Genomic DNA, 17,871 nt, shown 5'->3' on the forward strand with positions numbered 1-17,871 from the left:
GCCTCGCGCGAAGGACAGGCGTTCGCGATGCAAGGGAGCGGGCCGCCGCAGCGCGGCGTCCGGTCGTGGCGCGGGAGGCGCGCCCGGCGCCCGGCGCGCGGGCCAGGACGCCGCTGCGCCGCGGCGCGATGGCGCGCAAGGCCTGCTGCCGGCGCCTTCAGAGGCGGCCGTGGGCGAAGTCCCAATAAAGCTCGCGCGCGCGGCGGGTCACAGGGCCGACGGGATACTCGCGGTCGTCGAAGCGCGTGACGGGCATGACCTTGTGCGCGTTGCCGGTCGAGAAGACCTCGTCGGCGGCGCGCACGTCCTCGACCGTCAGCACCGTCTCGCGCACCTCGATGCCGTCGTCTCGCAGCAGGCCGATCACGCGCTGGCGGGTGATGCCGTTGAGGAAGGTTCCGTTGGGAATCGGCGTCATCGCCACCCCGTCGCGCACGATGAAGACGTTGGAGGTGGCCAGCTCGGCCACGTTGTCGAGCGCGTCCAGCGCCAGCGCGTTGTCGAAGCCGCGCGCGCGCGCCTCGCGCACCATGCGCGCGTTGTTGGGGTAAAGGCAGGCGGCCTTGGCGTCGGTGGTCGCCATGGACGGCAGGGGGCGCCGATAGCGCGTGAGCGTGATCGAGAACCCCTTGAACGGCGCCATGGGCAGCTCTTCGAGGCACAGGCAGAACGCCGCGCTGTCGGGATCGGGGGCGATCAGCGCCGCGCCGCCGTCGCGCGCCCAGCACATGGGGCGGATGTAGACGGCCGCGCCGGGCGAGAAGCGGCTCAGCCCCTCGCGGCACAGCTGCGCGATGCGCTCGTCGCTCAGGGGCGGGTTCAGGCCCATCGCCCGGGCCGAGGCGTTGAGCCGCGCGCAGTGCAGCTCGAGATCCGGGGCCACGCCCTCGAAGGCGCGCGCGCCGTCGAACACGCAGCTGCCCAGCCAAAGCCCGTGATCGGCCGCGCTCGCCACCATGGGCGCGCCGCGCGTCCAGGCGCCGTCGAACCAGGTCCATGTCTCGCCGCCGGCCATGGTCATCGTCTTCTCCTCTCCCGCAAGCGCCGCCACTGTGTCGCGCCGGCCGGGCGGTTGCAAGCCGCCGGGCGCCGGCGCGGCGCGGCCCGCATTGCATTTGGCGCCGCGCGACACTAATACCCCGGAACGAGACCGCGCGAGGAACGGCGTCCATGAACTGGATCACGAACTACGTCCGCCCGAAGATCAACTCGCTGTTTTCGCGGCGCGAGGTGCCGGACAATCTCTGGCGCAAGTGCGACGCGTGCGGAACCATGCTGTTCCATCGCGAGCTGTCCGACGCGCTGAACGTGTGCCCCAACTGCCAGCACCACATGCCCATCAGCCCGCGCGAGCGCTTCAAGGCGCTGTTCGACGGCGGGCTGTTCGTCGAGGTGCCGGTTCCCGACCCCATCCCCGACCCGCTGGGCTTCAAGGACGAGAAGCGCTACGCCGAGCGTCTGCGCGACGCCCGCCGCAAGACCGGCGAGCACGAGGCCATGCTGGTCGCCGAGGGCGAGATCGGCGGCCTGCGCGCCGTCTGCGCCGGGCAGGACTTCAGCTTCATGGGCGGCTCGATGGGCATGGCCGTGGGCAACGCGATGATTGCGGCGGCCGAGCGCGCGGTCGAGCGCAAGGCGCCCCTGGTCGTGTTCTCGGCCGCCGGCGGCGCGCGCATGCAGGAGGGCATCCTGAGCCTGATGCAGATGCCCCGCACCACCGTGGCCGTGCAGATGGTCAAGGAAGCGGGCCTGCCCTACGTGGTCGTGCTGACCCATCCGACCACCGGCGGCGTCACCGCCAGCTACGCCATGCTGGGCGACGTGCAGATCGCCGAGCCGGGGGCGCTGATCTGCTTCGCCGGCCCCCGCGTGATCGAGCAGACCATCCGCGAGAAGCTGCCCGAGGGCTTCCAGCGCGCCGAGTATCTGCTCGAGCACGGGATGCTGGACCGCGTCACCCATCGTCACCAGCTGCGCGACGAGCTCGCGCAGATCCTGCGGCTGCTGACCAAGGCGCCGCCGCGCAGCCATGGCGACCTTCCCGCCCCGGGGGACGAGCAGGGCGCGCCCGCCGAAGGGGACGAGGCTTGAGCGAGGCTCCGGCGCCCGCGGCGCGGGCGGGCAGCGACGCGGCGCTGGAGCGGCTGATGGCGCTCCACCCGAAGATCATCGACCTGACGCTCGAGCGGGTCGAGCGTCTGCTGGCGCGCCTCGGCCATCCCGAGCGCGACCTGCCGCCGGCGATCCATGTGGCCGGCACGAACGGCAAGGGCTCGACGCTGGCCATGATCCGCGCCGGGCTGGAAAGCGCGGGGCGCAGCTGCCATGTCTACACCTCGCCGCATCTGGCGCGGTTTCACGAGCGCATCCGCGTCGCCGGGCGGCTGATCTCCGAGCCCGAGCTGCTGGCGCTGCTGGAAGAGTGCGAGCGCGTGAACGCCGGCGCGCCCATCACCTTTTTCGAGATCACCACCTGCGCCGCCTTTCTGGCCTTCGCGCGCAGCCCGGCCGACTACGCGCTGATCGAGGTCGGGCTGGGCGGGCGGCTGGACGCAACCAACGTCATCGCGCGCCCGGCGCTGACGGCGATCACGCCGATCTCGTTCGATCATCAGCAATATCTGGGCGAGACGCTGGCGCAGATCGCCGCCGAGAAGGCCGGCATCCTCAAGCCAGGCGTCCCATGCGTGCTGGCCCCCCAGCCCGACCAGGCCCGCGCCGTCGTCGAGGAGCGGGCCGCGCGGCTGGGCGCGCCGCTGCTGATCGGCGGGCAGGACTGGGACAGCCGCGAAGAGGCCGGGCGCCTGGTCTATCAGGATGCGGACGGGCTGCTGGACCTGCCGCTGCCGGCGCTGGCGGGCGCGCATCAGATCGTCAACGCCGGCGCCGCGGTCGCGGCGCTGCGCGCGCTGGGCATGGACGAGGCCGCCTGCGCCGGCGCCATGACCGGCGCGCGCTGGCCCGCGCGCATGCAGCGCCTTGACCCGGCCGATCTGCCCGGCGCGCCGCCCGAGGCCGAGATCTGGCTGGACGGCGGGCACAACCCGGCGGCGGGGCAGGCGCTGGCCGCGCTTCTGGCACGCATGCACGCGCGCCGTTCCGCTGCGCTTCACCTTGTCTGCGGCATGCTGGACACCAAGGATCCCGAAGGGTTCCTGCGCCATTTCGCGCCGCTGGCGCCCATGGTGCATGCGGTGAGCATTCCCGACGCCCCGGCGACGCTGCCGGCCGAGCGCACGGCGGCCGCGGCGCGGGCCGTCGGGCTGAGGGCCGAGGCCGCCGGCGACCTTGGCTCGGCGCTGGCCGCGGCGGCGCGGGCGGGCGATCCGGCGCCGCGGGTCGTCATCTGCGGCTCGCTCTATCTGGCGGGCGCGGTGCTGCGGACGATGCCGCCGCTGGATTGACGCGGAAGCGCGAGCGCGGCCGGCGCGAGGGGCGCTTGCGGTTGAGCGCGCGGCGCATTTGCGATAACGGCGGTGGGGACTGCCGTTGGGGGAAGTCGGACACCAGGAAAGGCGATCGAGTGCTCAAGCCCGTCGAACCGCGCGAAGCGGCCATCATCGGCTATGCGTGCCGCCTGCCGGGCGCGCGCAACCCCGAGGAATTCTGGTCGGTGCTCATGCAGGGGCGGTGCACGGTCTCGCAAGTGCAGTCCGACCGCTGGATCCGCGAGCGCTTCGCCCATCCCGACGTGCCGCGCGCGGGGCGGGCCTACACCTTCGCCGCCGGCCAGCTGGACGCCCCCTTCGACTTCGACGCCGGGTTCTTCGGCATCTCGCCGCGCGAGGCCGAGCAGATGGACCCCCAGCAGCGCCTGCTGCTCGAGGTGACGTGGGAGGCGCTCGAGAAGGCGGGGCTGCGGCCCTCGGCGATGCGCAAGGACCGGACGGGGGTGTTCGTGGGCGCCTCGGCCTCGGACTACTCGAATCACCTCAATTTCGACCCCACCGCCGCCGGCGCCCAGTTCATGACCGGCAACACGCTGTCGCTGATCTCGAACCGGCTGTCCTATGTGCTGGACCTGCACGGCCCCAGCTTCACGGTCGATACGGCGTGCTCGTCCGGGCTCTACGCGCTGCACGCTGCGGTCGAGGCCATCGCCGCGGGGCGCGTCGAGACGGCGATCGTCGGCGCGGTGAACATGCTGCTCTCGCCCTTCCCGTTCATCGGCTTCTCGCAGGCGACGATGCTGTCGCCCTCGGGGCTGTGCCGCGCCTTCGACGCGCGCGGCGACGGCTATGTGCGCTCGGAAGGGGCGGTGACCTTCGTGCTCAAGGACCTGGCCGCCGCCATCGCCGACCAGGACCGCATCCTTGGCGTCGTCAGCGGCGCCGAGGTCAACTCGGACGGGCGCACCACGGGCGTCTCCATGCCCAGCGCCGAGCTTCAGGCCGAGCTGCTGCGCGCCAGCTATGCACGCCTCGGGATCGATCCCGAGCGGCTGGCCTTCGTCGAGGCCCATGGCACCGGCACGCGCGTGGGCGATCCGGTCGAGGCGATGGCGCTGGGGCGGGTGCTGGGCGCGCGCCGCGCCGCGCCGCTGCCGGTGGGGTCGGCCAAGACCAATGTCGGCCATCTCGAGCCGGCCTCGGGCCTGGTCGGGCTGCTCAAGGCGCAGCTCGCGCTCGAACATGGGGTGCTGCCGCGCTCGCTGCATTTCGAAACGCCCAACCCCGACATCGACTTCGCGGGGCTGAACCTGCGCGTCGCGGCCGAAGAGGTTCCGCTGCCCGAATCGGGCGCGCCGCTTTACGCCGGCGTCAACTCGTTCGGCTTCGGCGGCGCGAATGCGCATGCCGTGCTGCGCCAGCCCTCCGAGGCCGAGCGCCGCCGCCCGCCCGCCCAGCCCGAGCCGGCGCCGCTGATCATCTCGGCGCGTTCCGAGGAAAGCCTTCGCGCCCTGGCCGGCGCGTGGCGCGACCGCCTTCGGGGCGCTTCGGCGGACGAGGCCGCGCGCCTGGCCAACGCCGCCGCCTACCGGCGCGAGCGCCTGTCCCACCGCCTGATCGTCGTGCCCTCGGCGCCCGAGGCGCAGGCCGCCGCGCTCGACGCCTATCTGGCCGGAGGCGAGAGCGCCGACCTGGCCGTGGGCCGCGCCATGGCCGGCCAGACGCGCACCGCCTTCGTCTATTCGGGCAACGGGGCGCAGTTCGTGGGCATGGGACGCGCCGCCTACGCGGCCGATCCGGTGTTCCGCGCGCGTTTCGACGAGGTGTCGGCGATTTTCGAGCGCCTGTCGGAGGTCAGCCTGACGCAGGCCCTGCACGACCAGGACCTGGAGCGGCGGCTGCGCGCGACCTCGCTGGCCCAGCCGCTGCTCTTCGCCATCCAGGTCGGCGTGACCGAAAGCCTGGCCGAGAAGGGGCTGACGCCCGACGCGGTGATCGGCCATTCGGTGGGCGAGGTGGCCGCCGCCTGGGCGGCCGGCGCGTTCGATCTGCCCGACGCGGTGCGCCTGATCCATGTCCGCTCGCATGGGCAGGAGCCCTTGCGCGGTCTCGGCGGCATGGCGGCGGCCCTGGCCCCGGCCGACAAGGTCGAGCAGCTTCTGGCGCAGGAGGGGCTCGAGGAGGTGTGCCTGGCGGCCGAGAACTCGCCGCGCTCGGTCACGGTTTCGGGGCCCGAGGCGGCGCTCGACGCCTTTGCGCGCGCCGCGCGCAAGCGGCGCATCGCCGTGCGGCGGCTGGATCTGGAATATCCGTTCCACTCGCCGCTGGCCGACCGCATCGTCGCGCCGCTGGCCGCCGAGCTGGCCTGGGCGCGGCCCGACGAATGCCGCGCGCGCTTCGTCTCGGCCACCTGGGGGCGGCCCGCCGACGGGCAGGAGCTGGGCCCGGCCTACTGGATCGAGAACATCCGCCAGCCGGTGCGCTTTCGCGCCGGCGTCGAGGCGCTGATCGAGGATGGCTGCGGCGTCTTCGTCGAGATCGGCCCGCGCCCGGTGCTGCTGAACTATCTGCGCGACGTGGCCGAGGCCAAGGCGCGCCCCGCCGCCGCGCTGCCCTCGCTCGAGGAGCGCGACGAGGCGCCCGACCTTCGCCGCGTCGCGGCCCGCGCCGCGACGCAGGGCGCGCGCCTGGCCGAGCGGCGCTTCTTCGGCCCCGACCGCAAGGCGGCCGAGGATCTGCCCGCCTATCCGTGGCGCCGGCAGACCTTCCGCCTGGCGCTGGACGACGAAGCGATCCGCATGCTCGAGCCGGGGCGGCAGAACCCGCTTCTGGGCTTCGCCGCGCGCCAGCATGGGCGCGACTGGCGCGCTGCGATCGACGCGCGCTGCCCGGCCTGGCTGGGCGATCACCGGGTGGGCGGCTCGGTGGTGGCGCCCGGCGCGGCCTTCGCCGACATGGCGCTGTCGGCCGGGCGCGCGGCGCTGGCCGAGGGACCGATCGAGCTGGTCGATCTGGACATCCTGCGCGCGCTCGCGCTCGACGACGAGGCCGGGCGCGAGACGCGCGTGCGCCTCGAGGGCGAACGCGCCGTCGTCTCGATCGAAAGCCGCGCGCGTCTGGCGGGCGAGGATTTCGCCCTGCATGCCCGCGGGCGCGTGCGCCGCGCCTTCCGCGCGCCGCCGCCGCCGCGCCCGGCGCCCGAGGCTCCGGCGACCATGGACCGCGCGGCGCTTTACGAGCGCGCGCGGCGCATCGGCATCGAGTTCGGCCCCAGCTTTCGCCGCGCCGCGGCGGTCATGCGCCTTGACGCGCAGCGCGCCTATTCGCGCCTGGACGCCGAGGGGCTGGATCTTGAGGCGCACACGATCCATCCGATCCTGCTTGACGCCGCCTTCCATGGCCTGCTGGCCATGGTCCCGGAGGCCGCGCGCGCGGGCGGGCCGGCGCGCGCCTTCCTGCCGATCCGCATCGGCCGCCTGACGCTGTTCGGCCCCGCCGACGGCATTCGCGGCGCGTGGATCGAGATCCTGCGCGCCGGCCCGCGCGAGATCGTGGCCCGCTTCACGCTTGTCGGCCATGACGGCGCCCCGCTGGCCGAGGCCGACCAGGTGCGCTTCAAGGCGGTCGAGATGACCCGCTCGGCCGACCCGCGCGCGCTGGTCTATCGCAACGCGCTCGAGCGGCTGGCCCCGCCCGAGGGCCGCGCGGCCGCGCCGCTCGATCCAGTCGCCGAAAGCGCCCGCGCCCTGGCCGCCGAGACCCCGCCCGAGCCGGGCGCCGGCGCGCTGCTGATCGACACGCTGGCGCGCCGCGCCGCGTTCGACGCGGCGGCCGCGCTTGCGCGCGAGGGGGTGATCGACCCGGCGGCCATGCAGGCCGAGGGGCGCCTGGCCGAAAACGCGCGCCCCCTTCTGTGGCGGATCCTGACCGCGCTCGAGGATGACGGGGCGCTCGTGCGCCTGCCCGAAGGCGCTTTCCGCCTGGCCGAGGCGCCCTATCCCTCGGCCGAGCAGCTGACCGAGGCCCTGCTGGCCGAGGCGCCGCGGCGGATCAACGAGCTGATGCGCATCATCGACGCGGCCGAGCGCCTGCCCCGCGCGCTGGCCGAAGGGCTTGGGGCGGGCGACGAGCCGCGCACCGCCGCGCAGCTGCGCATGCGCGCCGCCGGCCCGGCGGGCGAGGCGCGCTGGGCCGCGCTCGAGCGGCTGCTCGACGCGCAGCTGCGCATGCGCGCCGCCGGCCCGGCGGGCGAGGCGCGCTGGGCCGCGCTCGAGCGGCTGCTCGACGCGCTGCTGGCCGACGCGCCCGCGCCGGCCGCGCGGCGGATCTGCGTGCTGGTGCTGGGCGCCGCGCCCGCCGCGCTGGTCGACCGGCTGGCCGAGGCGGCCGAGGCCGGGCGCCTGGCCCGCGCCGTGATCGCCGACCCCGACCCGCGGCGCGCGCGCGCGCTGGCCATGGCCGATCCGGGGCGGGCGGGGCTGCGCTTCGCCGCCCTCGACGAGCTGCCCGACGCGCCCGATTTCGACCTTGTCCTGTGCGCCGACGCGCTCGCGCGCATGGATGCCGACGCCCTGGCCGCCCTGCGCCGGCGCCTTGCCCCGGGCGCGCTCGTCGCCGCGGTCGAGGAGGCCCCCGGCCTTGCCCTGGACCTGACCGAAGGCCTGGCCGCGCCCTGGTGGCGCGACACGCTCGACCCGCAGGCGCCGCTTGGCCTTCAGAAGGACGGCGCCGAATGGGCCGCCGATCTGGCCCGCGCCGGCTTCGAGGGCGCCGCCGCGGCCGCCCTGGACAGCGCCGAGACGCAGGCCGCCCTGCTCACCGCCCGCGCCCCGGCGCAGGCCGCGGCGGGGGCCGAACGGCCCGGCGGCCAGGCGCCCGCCGAACCCGCGCAGGGAGACGCGGCCGCCGCGCAGGACGGCGCGGCCGAGCCCGGCCTGCCGCCGGGCCTGCTTGTCGTCGCCCCCGAGGGCCGCGAGGCCGCCGCGCGGGCGCTGGCCGACGCGCTGGGCGCGCATGGGATCGCGGCGCGCGCCTCGGCGCTGGCCGATCTTGGGGCCGCGCCCGAGGGCGCCGAGCTGCTGTTCCTTCCGGCCGAGGCCCCCGATCGGGCCGACGAGACCGACGAGGCCGCCACCCGCATCATGGCGCTGCGCCGCGCGCTGACCGAGGCGCGGGCGCCGTCGCGGGTGTGGGTCGTCACCCGAGGCGCCGTCGCCGCCGGCGCCGGGCGGAGCCTGCGCCCGCTGGACGCGGCGATGTGGGGGCTGACCCGGGTCGCGGCGAACGAGTTCCCCGCTCTCGACCTGCGCCTTGCCGATTTCGACCCCGAGCTGGACGACGACGCCTTCCTCGCCGCCCTGGCCGCCGAGCTGCGCGCCCCCGCCGAGGATCGCGAGACGGTGCACGACCGGCTTGGCCGCTCGGGCGTGCGCGTGCAGCGCGCCCCCGACCTGCCCGACCGCGCGCGCGCCGCCGCGGCCGGGGGCGCGGCGATCCGCCGGCTCGAGATCGCCCGCCAGGGCGACATCGACACGCTCGAGTGGCGCGTCGCGCCGCGGCCCGATCCCGCCCCCGACCAGATCGAGATCGAGATCCTGGCCGCCGGCCTCAACTTCCGCGACGTGATGTGGGCCCAGGGCCTGCTGCCCGAAGAGGCGCTCGAGGACGGCTTCGCCGGGCCGACGCTGGGCATGGAGTGCTCGGGCGTGGTCACGCGCGTGGGCGCGGCCTGCACGCGCTTCAAGCCGGGCGACCAGGTGATCGCCTTCGCCTCTTCCTGCTTCGCCAGCCATGCCTGCGTGCGCGAGGACGCCGCCGCGCCCCTGCCCGAGGGCGTCGAGCCTCTGGCCGCCGCGACCATCCCCGCCGCATTCCTGACCGCCTGGTATGGGCTGGTGCAGCTGGCGAACCTGTCGCGCGGCGAAACGGCGTTGATCCATGGCGGCGCCGGCGGGGTGGGGCTGGCGGCGATCCAGATCGCCGCGGCGCGCGGGGCGCGGGTGATCGCCACGGCGGGCACGCCGGCGCGGCGGGCGCTGTTGCGCCGCCTGGGCGCCTGGCGCGTGTTCGACAGCCGCTCGCTCGACTTCGCCGCCCAGGTCCTGGCGGCGACCGAGGGGCAGGGGGTCGACGTGGCGCTCAACTCGCTGTCGGGCGAGGCGCTCGAGCGCACGCTCGAATGCCTGCGCCCCTTCGGGCGCTTCATCGAGCTGGGCAAGCGCGACTTCTACGCCGACTCGCAGATCGGGCTCAGACCCTTCCGCCGCAACCTGACCTATTTCGGGGTGGACGCGGATCAGCTGCTGGTTCATCGGCCCGAGCTGGCGCGGCGCATGTTCGAGGCGCTGGGCGGGCTGTTCGCGCGCGGCGACCTGGCGCCGCTTCCGCATGCGGCGTTCGATCCCTCGGACGTCGCCGACGCCTTCCGCCTGATGCAGAAGTCGGGCCATGTGGGCAAGATCCTGATCCGCGCGCCCAAGGCCCCCGCGCCGGCCGCGCGCGCCGCGGCGCCCGCGCTGCGTCCCGATGGCGCCTGGCTGGTCATCGGCGGACTGGGCGGCTTCGGCGCCGAAACCGCCGCCTGGCTGGTCGAGCGCGGGGCGCGGCGGGTGTGGCTGACCTCGCGCGGGGGGCGGCCGACCGAGGGCGCGCGCGCCGCCATCCGCCGCATGGAGGCCGCCGGCGCCGCGGTCGAGATCCGCGCCGTGGACGCCGCCGACCAGGACGCCATGCGCGCCCTCATCGCCGAGATCGAGGGCGGCCCGGCCCCGCTGCGCGGCGTCATCCACGCGGCCATGGTGCTGGAGGACGGCCTGCTGGCCAATCAGGAGGCCGAGCGCGTGCGCCGCGTGCTGCGTCCCAAGATCGCCGGCGCGCGCAACGCCGATCTGCTGACGCGCGGGCTCGAGCTTGACATGTTCGTGGTCTTTTCGTCGGCGACGACGCTGATCGGCAATCCGGGGCAGGCGGCCTATGTGGCGGCCAACGCCTATCTCGAGGCCCTGATGGCCGAGCGCCGCCGGGCGGGGCTGCCGGGTCTGGCCATGGCCTGGGGCGCGATTTCGGATGCGGGCTATCTGACGCGCGACGAGCAGACGCAAAAGCTGCTGTCGGGCCGCCTGGGCGCCGCCGCCCTGACCGCGCGCGAGGCGCTGGCCGGGCTCGAGATGGCCCTGGCCGCGCAGGATCCGGCCGATCTTTCGGCCATCGGCTATGCGCAGCTCGACTGGGCCTCGGCGCGGCGCGAGCTGGCGCTGACCGCGACGCCGCTTTTCGCCCGCCTGCCCATGCCGCGCCTCGAGGCGGGCGCGGGCGCCGGGGCGGCGGATCTGGCGGCGCTGGTGCGCGGCCTGCCCGAGGACGAGGCGCTGCGCCTTGTGATCGAGCGCCTGGCGCAGGAGGTGTCGCGCATCCTGCGCCTGCCGGTCGAAGAGATCGACCCGGCCCAGCCGCTGACGGATATGGGCTTCGACAGCCTCATGGCGGTCGATTTGCGCATGGCGGCGGAAGAGAAGCTGGGCGTCGATCTGCCGCTCATGTCGCTGTCGGGCGGCGCGACGCTGACCGACGTGGCCGCGCGGGCGCTGGCGCGGGCGCTCGAGGTCGAGGTCGCCCCGAACGAGGCCGACGGCGACGCGCGCGCCGCCGCCGAGCTGGCCGAGCGCCATGTGGCCGAGGGCGTGGACCCCGCCGCGCTGGCCGAGATCGCGCGGCGGGCGGACGAAACCGGGCGCGCGCTGTGACGCGCGCCGCACGAGCGAGGAGGAGGCGATGAGCGAGGACGGCGCGCCGCAGGACGGGCAGGGGCGTTTCGCGGCGGCGCGGCGCTCGGCGCTGCTCGAACAGCTGCGCGCCGCCCGCGCCCGGCGCCCCGCCGCCGAGCAGGCCGAACGCCCCGCGCCGGCCCGGCGCGCGGCGCGGCGCAGCTTCGACTTCTCGACCCTGCCCGCACACAAGCAGATGCGCATGCAGCGCGCCGCGGCCGAGATGATGGGCATCGAGCCGCCCTTCTTCCGCGTGCAGGAGGGCTACGCGGCCCAGACCTGCGTGATCGAGGGGCGCGAGCTGCTCAATTTCTCGTCCTACAACTATCTTGGCCTGAACGGTCACCCGCATGTGCGCGCCGCGGCCAAGGCCGCGATCGACCGCTACGGCGTGTCGGTCTCGGCCAGCCGCGTGGTGGCGGGCGAGCGCGACCTGCACCGCCGCCTCGAGCAGGCGCTGGCGCGTTTCCTGGGCGTCGAGGACGCGGCGGCCTTCGTCTCGGGACATGCGACGAACGTGACCGCCATCGGCACGCTGCTGGGGCCGCGCGATCTGGCGCTGGTCGACGCGCTGGCCCACAACTCGATCTACGAGGGGGCGCGGCTGTCGGGCGCGACGCGCATCACCTTTCCGCACAACGACTTCGCCTGGGTGGATGACTTTCTGACCCGCCGGCGCGGCGATTTCGAGCGCGTGCTGATCGCCGTCGAGGGGCTTTACTCGATGGATGGCGACGCGCCCGACCTGCCCGCCTTCGTCGAGGTCAAGAGCCGCCACGACGCCTGGCTGATGGTGGACGAGGCGCACGCGCTGGGCGTGCTGGGCGCCACGGGCCGCGGCATCGCCGAGGCGCAGGGCGTCGATCCGGCCTCGGTCGAGATCTGGATGGGCACGCTCAGCAAGACCCTGTCGTCCTGCGGCGGCTACATCGCCGGCTCGGCGGCGCTGGTCGATCTGCTCAAGGCCACCGCGCCGGGCTTCGTCTATTCGGTGGGGCTGGCCGCGCCGCTGACGGCGGCCGCGCTGGCGGCGCTCGAGGTGCTCGAGGCCGAGCCCGAGCGCGTGGCGCGGCTGCAGCGCAACGGCGCGCGCCTGCTCGAGCGCGCGCGCGCCGCCGGGCTGGACACCGGGCTGTCGCAGGGCTTCGCCGTCACGCCGGTCATCGTCGGCGACAGCGCCCGCGCGGCGATCCTGTCGGACATGGTGCGGCGGCGCGGGGTCAACGCGCTGCCCATCACCTTCCCCGCCGTGCCCGAGAAGCAGGCGCGGCTGCGCTTCTTCGTCAGCGCCGACCACGCCCCCGAGCAGATCGACCGCGCCGTCGAGATCACGGCCGCCGCCCTGCCCGAGGCGCTGGCGCGCCCGCTGATCGCCGGCTGAGCGCCGGCCGGGCGTTCAGCCCCGCGGCCGCCGGGCGGTCAGGAAGGCGCGCGCGGCGTCCAGCGCCCGGCGGATGGTCACGTCCATGTCCAGATACTGATAGGTTCCCAGCCGCCCGACGAAGGTCACGCCCTTCTCGGCCGCGGCCATCTGCTCGTATTTCAGCAGCATCGCCTTCTCGTTCACCAGGCGGATCGGGTAGTAGGGAATGTCGTCCGGCCCGCAGGCGCGCGAGTATTCGCGGAACACGATCGTCTGGTCGGGAATCCGCTCCCATGGCGCAAAGTGCTTGTGCTCGGAGATGCGGGTGAAGGGCACGTCGGGATCGGGATAGTTCATCACCGCGCAGCCTTGGAAGTCGACCTCGGGCCCCGAGGCGCGCTCGGCCTCGAAATCCAGCGTCCGGTAGCCAAGCCGCCCCTCGCGATACTGGAAGTAACGATCGATCGGCCCCGAGTAGAAGACATGGTCGAAGGGCTCGTCCAGCTCCTCGAAGGCGCAGCCCAGCCGCAGCTCGACGCCCGGAACGTCCAGGATGCGCTGGACGATGGCGGTGTAGCCGTCGCGCGGCATGCCCTGGAAGGGGTGGTTGAAGTAGTTGTCGTCGTAGTTGAAGCGCAGCGGCAGGCGCTTGAGGATCGAGGCGGGCAGCTCGGCGGGCTCGACCCCCCATTGCTTCTTCGTGTAGCCGTAGAAGAAGGTGCGGTAGAGCTCTTCGCCGACGAAGCGCAGGGCCTGCTCCTCGAAGGTGCGCGGCTCTTGGATGTCGAGGCGGGCGCGCGATTCGACGAAGGCGCGCGCCTGGGCGGGCGAGAAGGTCTTGCCGAAGAACTGGTTGATGGTGTGCAGGTTGATCGGCAGCGAATAGACCGCCCCGCGCGCCGTGGCCTTGACCCGGTTTACGAAGGGCTCCATGCGGCCGAAGCGGTTGACGTAGCGCCAGACCTCTTCGTCGGCCGTGTGGAAGATGTGCGGGCCGTAGCGATGCACCATCACGCCGGTTTGCGGATCGCGTTCGGTGTGGCAGTTGCCGGCGATGTGGCTGCGCTCGTCCACCACAAGGCACGAGAAGCCGGCCTCGGCCAGTTCGCGCGCGATCACGGCGCCTGAAAATCCGGCGCCCACGATGCAGATGCGGCCCATGATTGACCTTCCCTTGCGTTTTCAACTAGGCGTGCTGTTAACAACCCCCCATCCTCGCGTAAAGGCGGAGCGCGCAACGTGACCACCACTGCCGAACCCCGCCCGCTGGTCGTGCTGCGCATCGGCGCCGACCATCGCGTGGGGGGCTGGGCGCGGGCGCCGCGCGCGGCGCGCAGCTGGGATCTGGTGCTGTCGCCCTATCAGCGCGTGCCCGACCTGGACGCGTTCGCCCCCGACGAGGCGATCCCGATCGAGGGCGGCAAATGGGACGCGCTGCACCGGCTGTTCTCGGCGCGGCCCGACCTGCTGGAGCGCGAGCGCATCTGGCTGCCCGACGACGACATCGAGGCCGACGGCGCCACGGTCGAGCGGCTTTTCGCCATGGCGCGCGCGCATGATCTGGCGCTGTGCCAGCCGGCGCTGACGCGCGACAGCGTGTTCTCGCACTTCGTCACCGTGCAGCACCGCGGCACGCGGCTCAGGCGCACGAATTTCGTCGAGCTGATGGCCCCGATGATGGTTCCTTGCGTGCTGCGCGCCGCGCTGCCGCTGATGGAGGGGCGGCGCGGGGGCAAGGGGCTGGACTATGTCTGGCATCGCTTCGCGCCGCCCGGCGCCGTGGCGGTGATCGACGCCGCGCCCGTGGCCCATCGCCGCCCGCTCGGCCGCCATCTGGCCGCGCGGGCCGCCGCGGCGGGGGGCGACCTTGCGGCCGAGCGCGCCGCCTTCTTCGCCGCCCATCCCGAGGCGGCGGGCCACTGGCCCATGGCGCTGTCGGCGCCGGGGGCGGGCGGGCCGCCGGCGATGGCGGCGCTGTCGCTGTGGACGCTGGCCACGGACCCGCGCTTGTGGCGCCCGGACAAGGCGCGCCGCGCCGCGCTGGCCATCGGCGCGCAGCTGGTCGGCCCGCTGCTGGGCAAGGGCTGAGCCTTGTTGCCCCCGGGCGACAGCGGCCCGCCGATGGGCCGCGCGCGCGCCGGGGGGGTGACAGCGCCGCGCGAATGGTGAAAATTCCACGTCAAATCGCGCAGCAAAGAAGGCGATCAGCGTGACGAGAGGCAGGGGCGCGGCGACGCGCGCGACAGGCGCCGTTCTGGCGGGCGCCGCCGTTCTGTTGAGCGGCGCCCCCGCCCCCGCGCGCGCGCCCGGCGCGGCCGATCGCCCGTCGCTGAACCTTTACGGCGTCACCGGGCTGATCGACATGCCCAGCGCGCAAAGCCAGCCCGACGGGCAGGCCTCGCTCACCACCTCGTGGTTCGGCGGCTATTTGCGCAACACCTTCCATTTTCAGGCGCTGCCGCGGCTCGAGGGCACCTTCCGCTACGCGATCATCGACGAGTTCTACGACGGCGGCGCGGCGCTCTACGACCGCAGCTTCGATCTCAAGTTCCGCATCTCGGACGAGACCGCGCTTTTCCCGGCGGTGGCGATCGGCTTGCAGGACATGCTGGGCACGGGCGTCTATTCGGGCGAATACATCGTCGCCACCAAGCACCTGACGCCCGACGTCACGCTGACGGGCGGCATGGGCTGGGGGCGCTTCGCCGAGCTCAACGGCGTCGAGAACCCCCTGCGCTGGGTCGCCTCCTCGGCCGGCAAGCGCGAACGGCTGACCGGCGACGCCACCGGCCAGGTTCGGCTGGGGCAGTTCTTTCGCGGTCCGAACGTCGGCTTCTTCGGCGGGATCGAATGGCGCACCCCCATCGAGGGCCTGCGGCTGAAGGCCGAATACTCGCCCGACCGCTACACGCGCGAGCGCAAGTTCGGCGGCATCGAGCAGCGCGCGCCGTTCAATTTCGGGCTGGAATACCGGCCCTTCGCGGGGCTCGAGCTGGGCGCCTACGCCATGTATGGAACCGAGTTCGGCCTGCGCGCCACCTTCACCGCCAATCCCGACGCGCCGATGGTCCCGCAGGATCTGGACGACGGGCCCGCGCCCATCGCGCCGCGCCGCGCCGCCGCCGCCGCGGACGAGCGCTTCGGCCCCGTGCGCGAGATGATCGACGACCTGCCCGCCGGCCCGATGCCCGCGGGCGTGGGCGCCGTGCGGCTCGAGCGGGCCGGCCCCGCCGGGGCGCGCTGGGCGCGCGCGCGCGTGCAGGGCTATGACTGCCCCGCCGACGCCGCGCGCGCCATCGACGCCGAGCTGGGCATGGTGGATGGCGTCACCTTCGTCAGCCCCGGCGGCGCGGCGATCTGCTCGGTGGTGCTGCGTCCGGCCGGGCGCGCCTGGATCGAGGCCGCGGCGCGCGAGGCGCGGGTGACGGCGCTGACGGCGGACGTGGCCTGGCACCAGGACCCCAAGGCCCGCGCCGCCGCGCTCGAGGCCCTGCGCGCCGCGCTGGCCGAAGAGGGGCTTGAGCTGGCGGCGGCGCGTCTCGAACCCACGCGCGCGCAGATCGAGTTGCGCAACCCCCGCTATCGCCACAACGCGCAGGCCGTGGGCCGGGCGGCGGCGCGCATGGCCGCCACGCTGCCGCCCTCGGTCGAGCTGTTCGACGTCACCCTGCTCGAATCCAGCCTGCCGACGGTGACCGTGCAGCTGCGCCGCAGCCTGCTCGAGGATCAGGCCGGCGATCCCGACGGCGCGCGGCGCAGCTGGCTTGGGGCGCGTGTCTTCGACGCCGATCCCGACGCGCGCCCCGCGCCGCCGCCGGGCGCCTATCCGCGCCTGAGCTGGAGCCTGACGCCCACGGTTCCGGTCAACCTGTTCGATCCCGACGAGCCGCTGCGCGCCGATCTGCGCCTTGTGGCTTCGGGCGCGGTCGAGCTGGCGCGCGGGCTGTCCGTGACCGCCCGCGGCGCCAAGCGCGTGGTCGGCACGCTGGACCAGATCACGCGCGAGTCCAACTCGACCCTGCCGCACGTGCGCTCGGATTTTGCTCTGTATCTGCGCGAGGGCGACCCGGCGCTCGAGCGGCTGAGCGCGGATTTCCTGTTCAAGCCCGCCCCGGCGGTGTTCGGGCGCGTCTCGGCCGGGTTGCTCGAGCCCATGTTCGCCGGCATCGGCGCCGAGCTCTTGTGGAAGCGCGCCGATCTGCCCTTGGGGCTGGGCGTCGAGCTGAACCATGTGCGCCAGCGCGACTACGACCAGCGCTTCGGCCTGCTGGATTACGAGGTGACGACCGGCCATGCCTCGGTCTACTGGAAGACCGGCTGGTTCGGGCTCGAGGCGCAGGTGGATGCGGGGCGCTACCTGGCCGGGGACTGGGGCGCGACCTTCAGCCTGACGCGGCGTTTCGCCAATGGCTGGGAGGTCGGCGGCTTCTTCACCCTCACCGACGTGCCGTTCGACGAGTATGGCGAGGGCAGCTTCGACAAGGGCATCCGCGTGACGATTCCCTTCGGCTGGGCTCTGCCGGGCGAGAACCGGTCGAGCTTCCGCAGCGTGCTCAAGCCGCTGACGCGCGACGGGGGCCAGCGGCTCGAGGTCGACAACCGCCTTTGGCCGATGGTGCGCGATTCGGACCGCGCGGCGCTGCGCGAGCAATGGGGGACGTTCTGGAAATGAGGCGGCGGGCGTGGATGACGGCGCTGGCCGCGGCGGCGGCGCTGGCGGGTTGCGGTTCGGACCGCACGCCCTTCGAGGACACGGTTGCGCGCGTGCGCGCGGGGCTGAGCGGCGGCCCCGCCGCGGCGCCCGCGCCGGCGCTGACGCGCGCGCGCGCCAATGCGCTGCGCTTCGCGCTGATCTCGGCGCGGCCCGACGGCGCGCCGGCGCCGGCCTATCTGGCCGCGGCGGCCGACAATGGCGGGCATGTGACCTATGTCTCGGCCAACCGGCGCAGCGTCACCCTGCGCGGCGGGCTGGTGACGCGGGTTCGCGGGCTGGCCGAGCCGCTCGAAGGCGTCGTCGCGCAGGATGACGATCCGCTGGTGCGCCCGACCCCGCCCGAGCGCTGGCCGGTGCATTACGACCGGGTGTTCAAGCGCCGCGACGCGCTCTTGCGCATCCGCTCCGAAGCCTGGCGCTGCGCGCCGCGCATCGTCGGGCCGGCCCAGGTCGAGATTCTGGAGCTGACCTTCTCGCTGGTCGAGGTGGCCGAGACCTGCCACGACGCCGGGCGCAGCTTCGAGAACCGCCACTGGGTCGATCCGCGCACCGGCTTTGCATGGAAAACCCGCCAGCGGCTGGGGCCGCAGGCGGGCTGGATCGACATCGAGATCATCCGCCCCTATGGCGGATGAGGGGCGC

At 74.1% G+C, this 17,871-nt stretch carries 9 protein-coding genes; 7 read left to right on the forward strand and 2 right to left on the reverse strand.

Going from position 1 to position 17,871, the window contains the following annotated elements; genetic code table 11:
- Positions 1-157: 157 nt before the first annotated feature.
- Positions 158-1,015 (reverse strand): branched-chain amino acid aminotransferase, encoded by an 858-nt coding sequence (locus BMW67_RS08805; RefSeq protein WP_072747217.1) that lies wholly within the window; start codon positions 1,013-1,015, stop codon positions 158-160.
- 155 nt (positions 1,016-1,170) lie between these two features.
- On the opposite strand from BMW67_RS08805, the gene accD reads away from it, so the two are divergent.
- The 4 genes from accD to BMW67_RS08825 all read left to right on the forward strand — a co-directional run bounded on the left by accD (position 1,171) and on the right by BMW67_RS08825 (position 12,533).
- Positions 1,171-2,091: an acetyl-CoA carboxylase, carboxyltransferase subunit beta gene (accD, locus tag BMW67_RS08810; protein WP_072747157.1), complete on the forward strand. Its 921-nt coding sequence runs from the start codon at positions 1,171-1,173 to the stop codon at positions 2,089-2,091.
- Positions 2,092-2,147: 56 nt separating this feature from the next.
- Positions 2,148-3,404 (forward strand): bifunctional folylpolyglutamate synthase/dihydrofolate synthase, encoded by a 1,257-nt coding sequence (locus BMW67_RS08815; RefSeq protein WP_072747218.1) that lies wholly within the window; start codon positions 2,148-2,150, stop codon positions 3,402-3,404.
- A gap of 119 nt (positions 3,405-3,523) precedes the next feature.
- Positions 3,524-11,131 carry a type I polyketide synthase gene (locus BMW67_RS08820; protein ID WP_072747158.1) on the forward strand — a complete coding sequence of 2,536 codons (7,608 nt, stop codon included), beginning with the start codon at positions 3,524-3,526 and terminating at the stop codon, positions 11,129-11,131.
- Positions 11,132-11,159: 28 nt separating this feature from the next.
- Positions 11,160-12,533 carry an aminotransferase class I/II-fold pyridoxal phosphate-dependent enzyme gene (locus tag BMW67_RS08825; RefSeq protein WP_072747159.1) on the forward strand — a complete coding sequence of 458 codons (1,374 nt, stop codon included), beginning with the start codon at positions 11,160-11,162 and terminating at the stop codon, positions 12,531-12,533.
- A gap of 15 nt (positions 12,534-12,548) precedes the next feature.
- Here BMW67_RS08825 and glf read toward each other — a convergent pair whose 3' ends face one another.
- Positions 12,549-13,676, reverse strand: coding sequence for a UDP-galactopyranose mutase (gene glf / locus BMW67_RS08830; RefSeq protein WP_072747160.1), 1,128 nt, complete (start codon positions 13,674-13,676; stop codon positions 12,549-12,551).
- A 78-nt stretch (positions 13,677-13,754) separates the two neighbouring features.
- Between glf and BMW67_RS08835 the strand changes: the two genes are divergently transcribed.
- The 3 genes from BMW67_RS08835 to BMW67_RS08845 all read left to right on the forward strand — a co-directional run bounded on the left by BMW67_RS08835 (position 13,755) and on the right by BMW67_RS08845 (position 17,864).
- Positions 13,755-14,603 (forward strand): hypothetical protein, encoded by an 849-nt coding sequence (locus BMW67_RS08835; RefSeq protein WP_072747161.1) that lies wholly within the window; start codon positions 13,755-13,757, stop codon positions 14,601-14,603.
- A 121-nt stretch (positions 14,604-14,724) separates the two neighbouring features.
- Complete coding sequence (locus tag BMW67_RS08840; RefSeq protein ID WP_072747162.1) at positions 14,725-17,187, forward strand: YjbH domain-containing protein; 2,463 nt, start codon at positions 14,725-14,727, stop codon at positions 17,185-17,187.
- A gap of 14 nt (positions 17,188-17,201) precedes the next feature.
- Positions 17,202-17,864: a YjbF family lipoprotein gene (locus BMW67_RS08845; protein ID WP_072747163.1), complete on the forward strand. Its 663-nt coding sequence runs from the start codon at positions 17,202-17,204 to the stop codon at positions 17,862-17,864.
- The last annotated feature ends 7 nt before the right edge of the window (positions 17,865-17,871 follow it).

Origin of the sequence: Oceanicella actignis (genome assembly GCF_900111545.1) — a bacterium.
In the GTDB taxonomy this organism is placed as follows: domain Bacteria; phylum Pseudomonadota; class Alphaproteobacteria; order Rhodobacterales; family Rhodobacteraceae; genus Oceanicella; species Oceanicella actignis.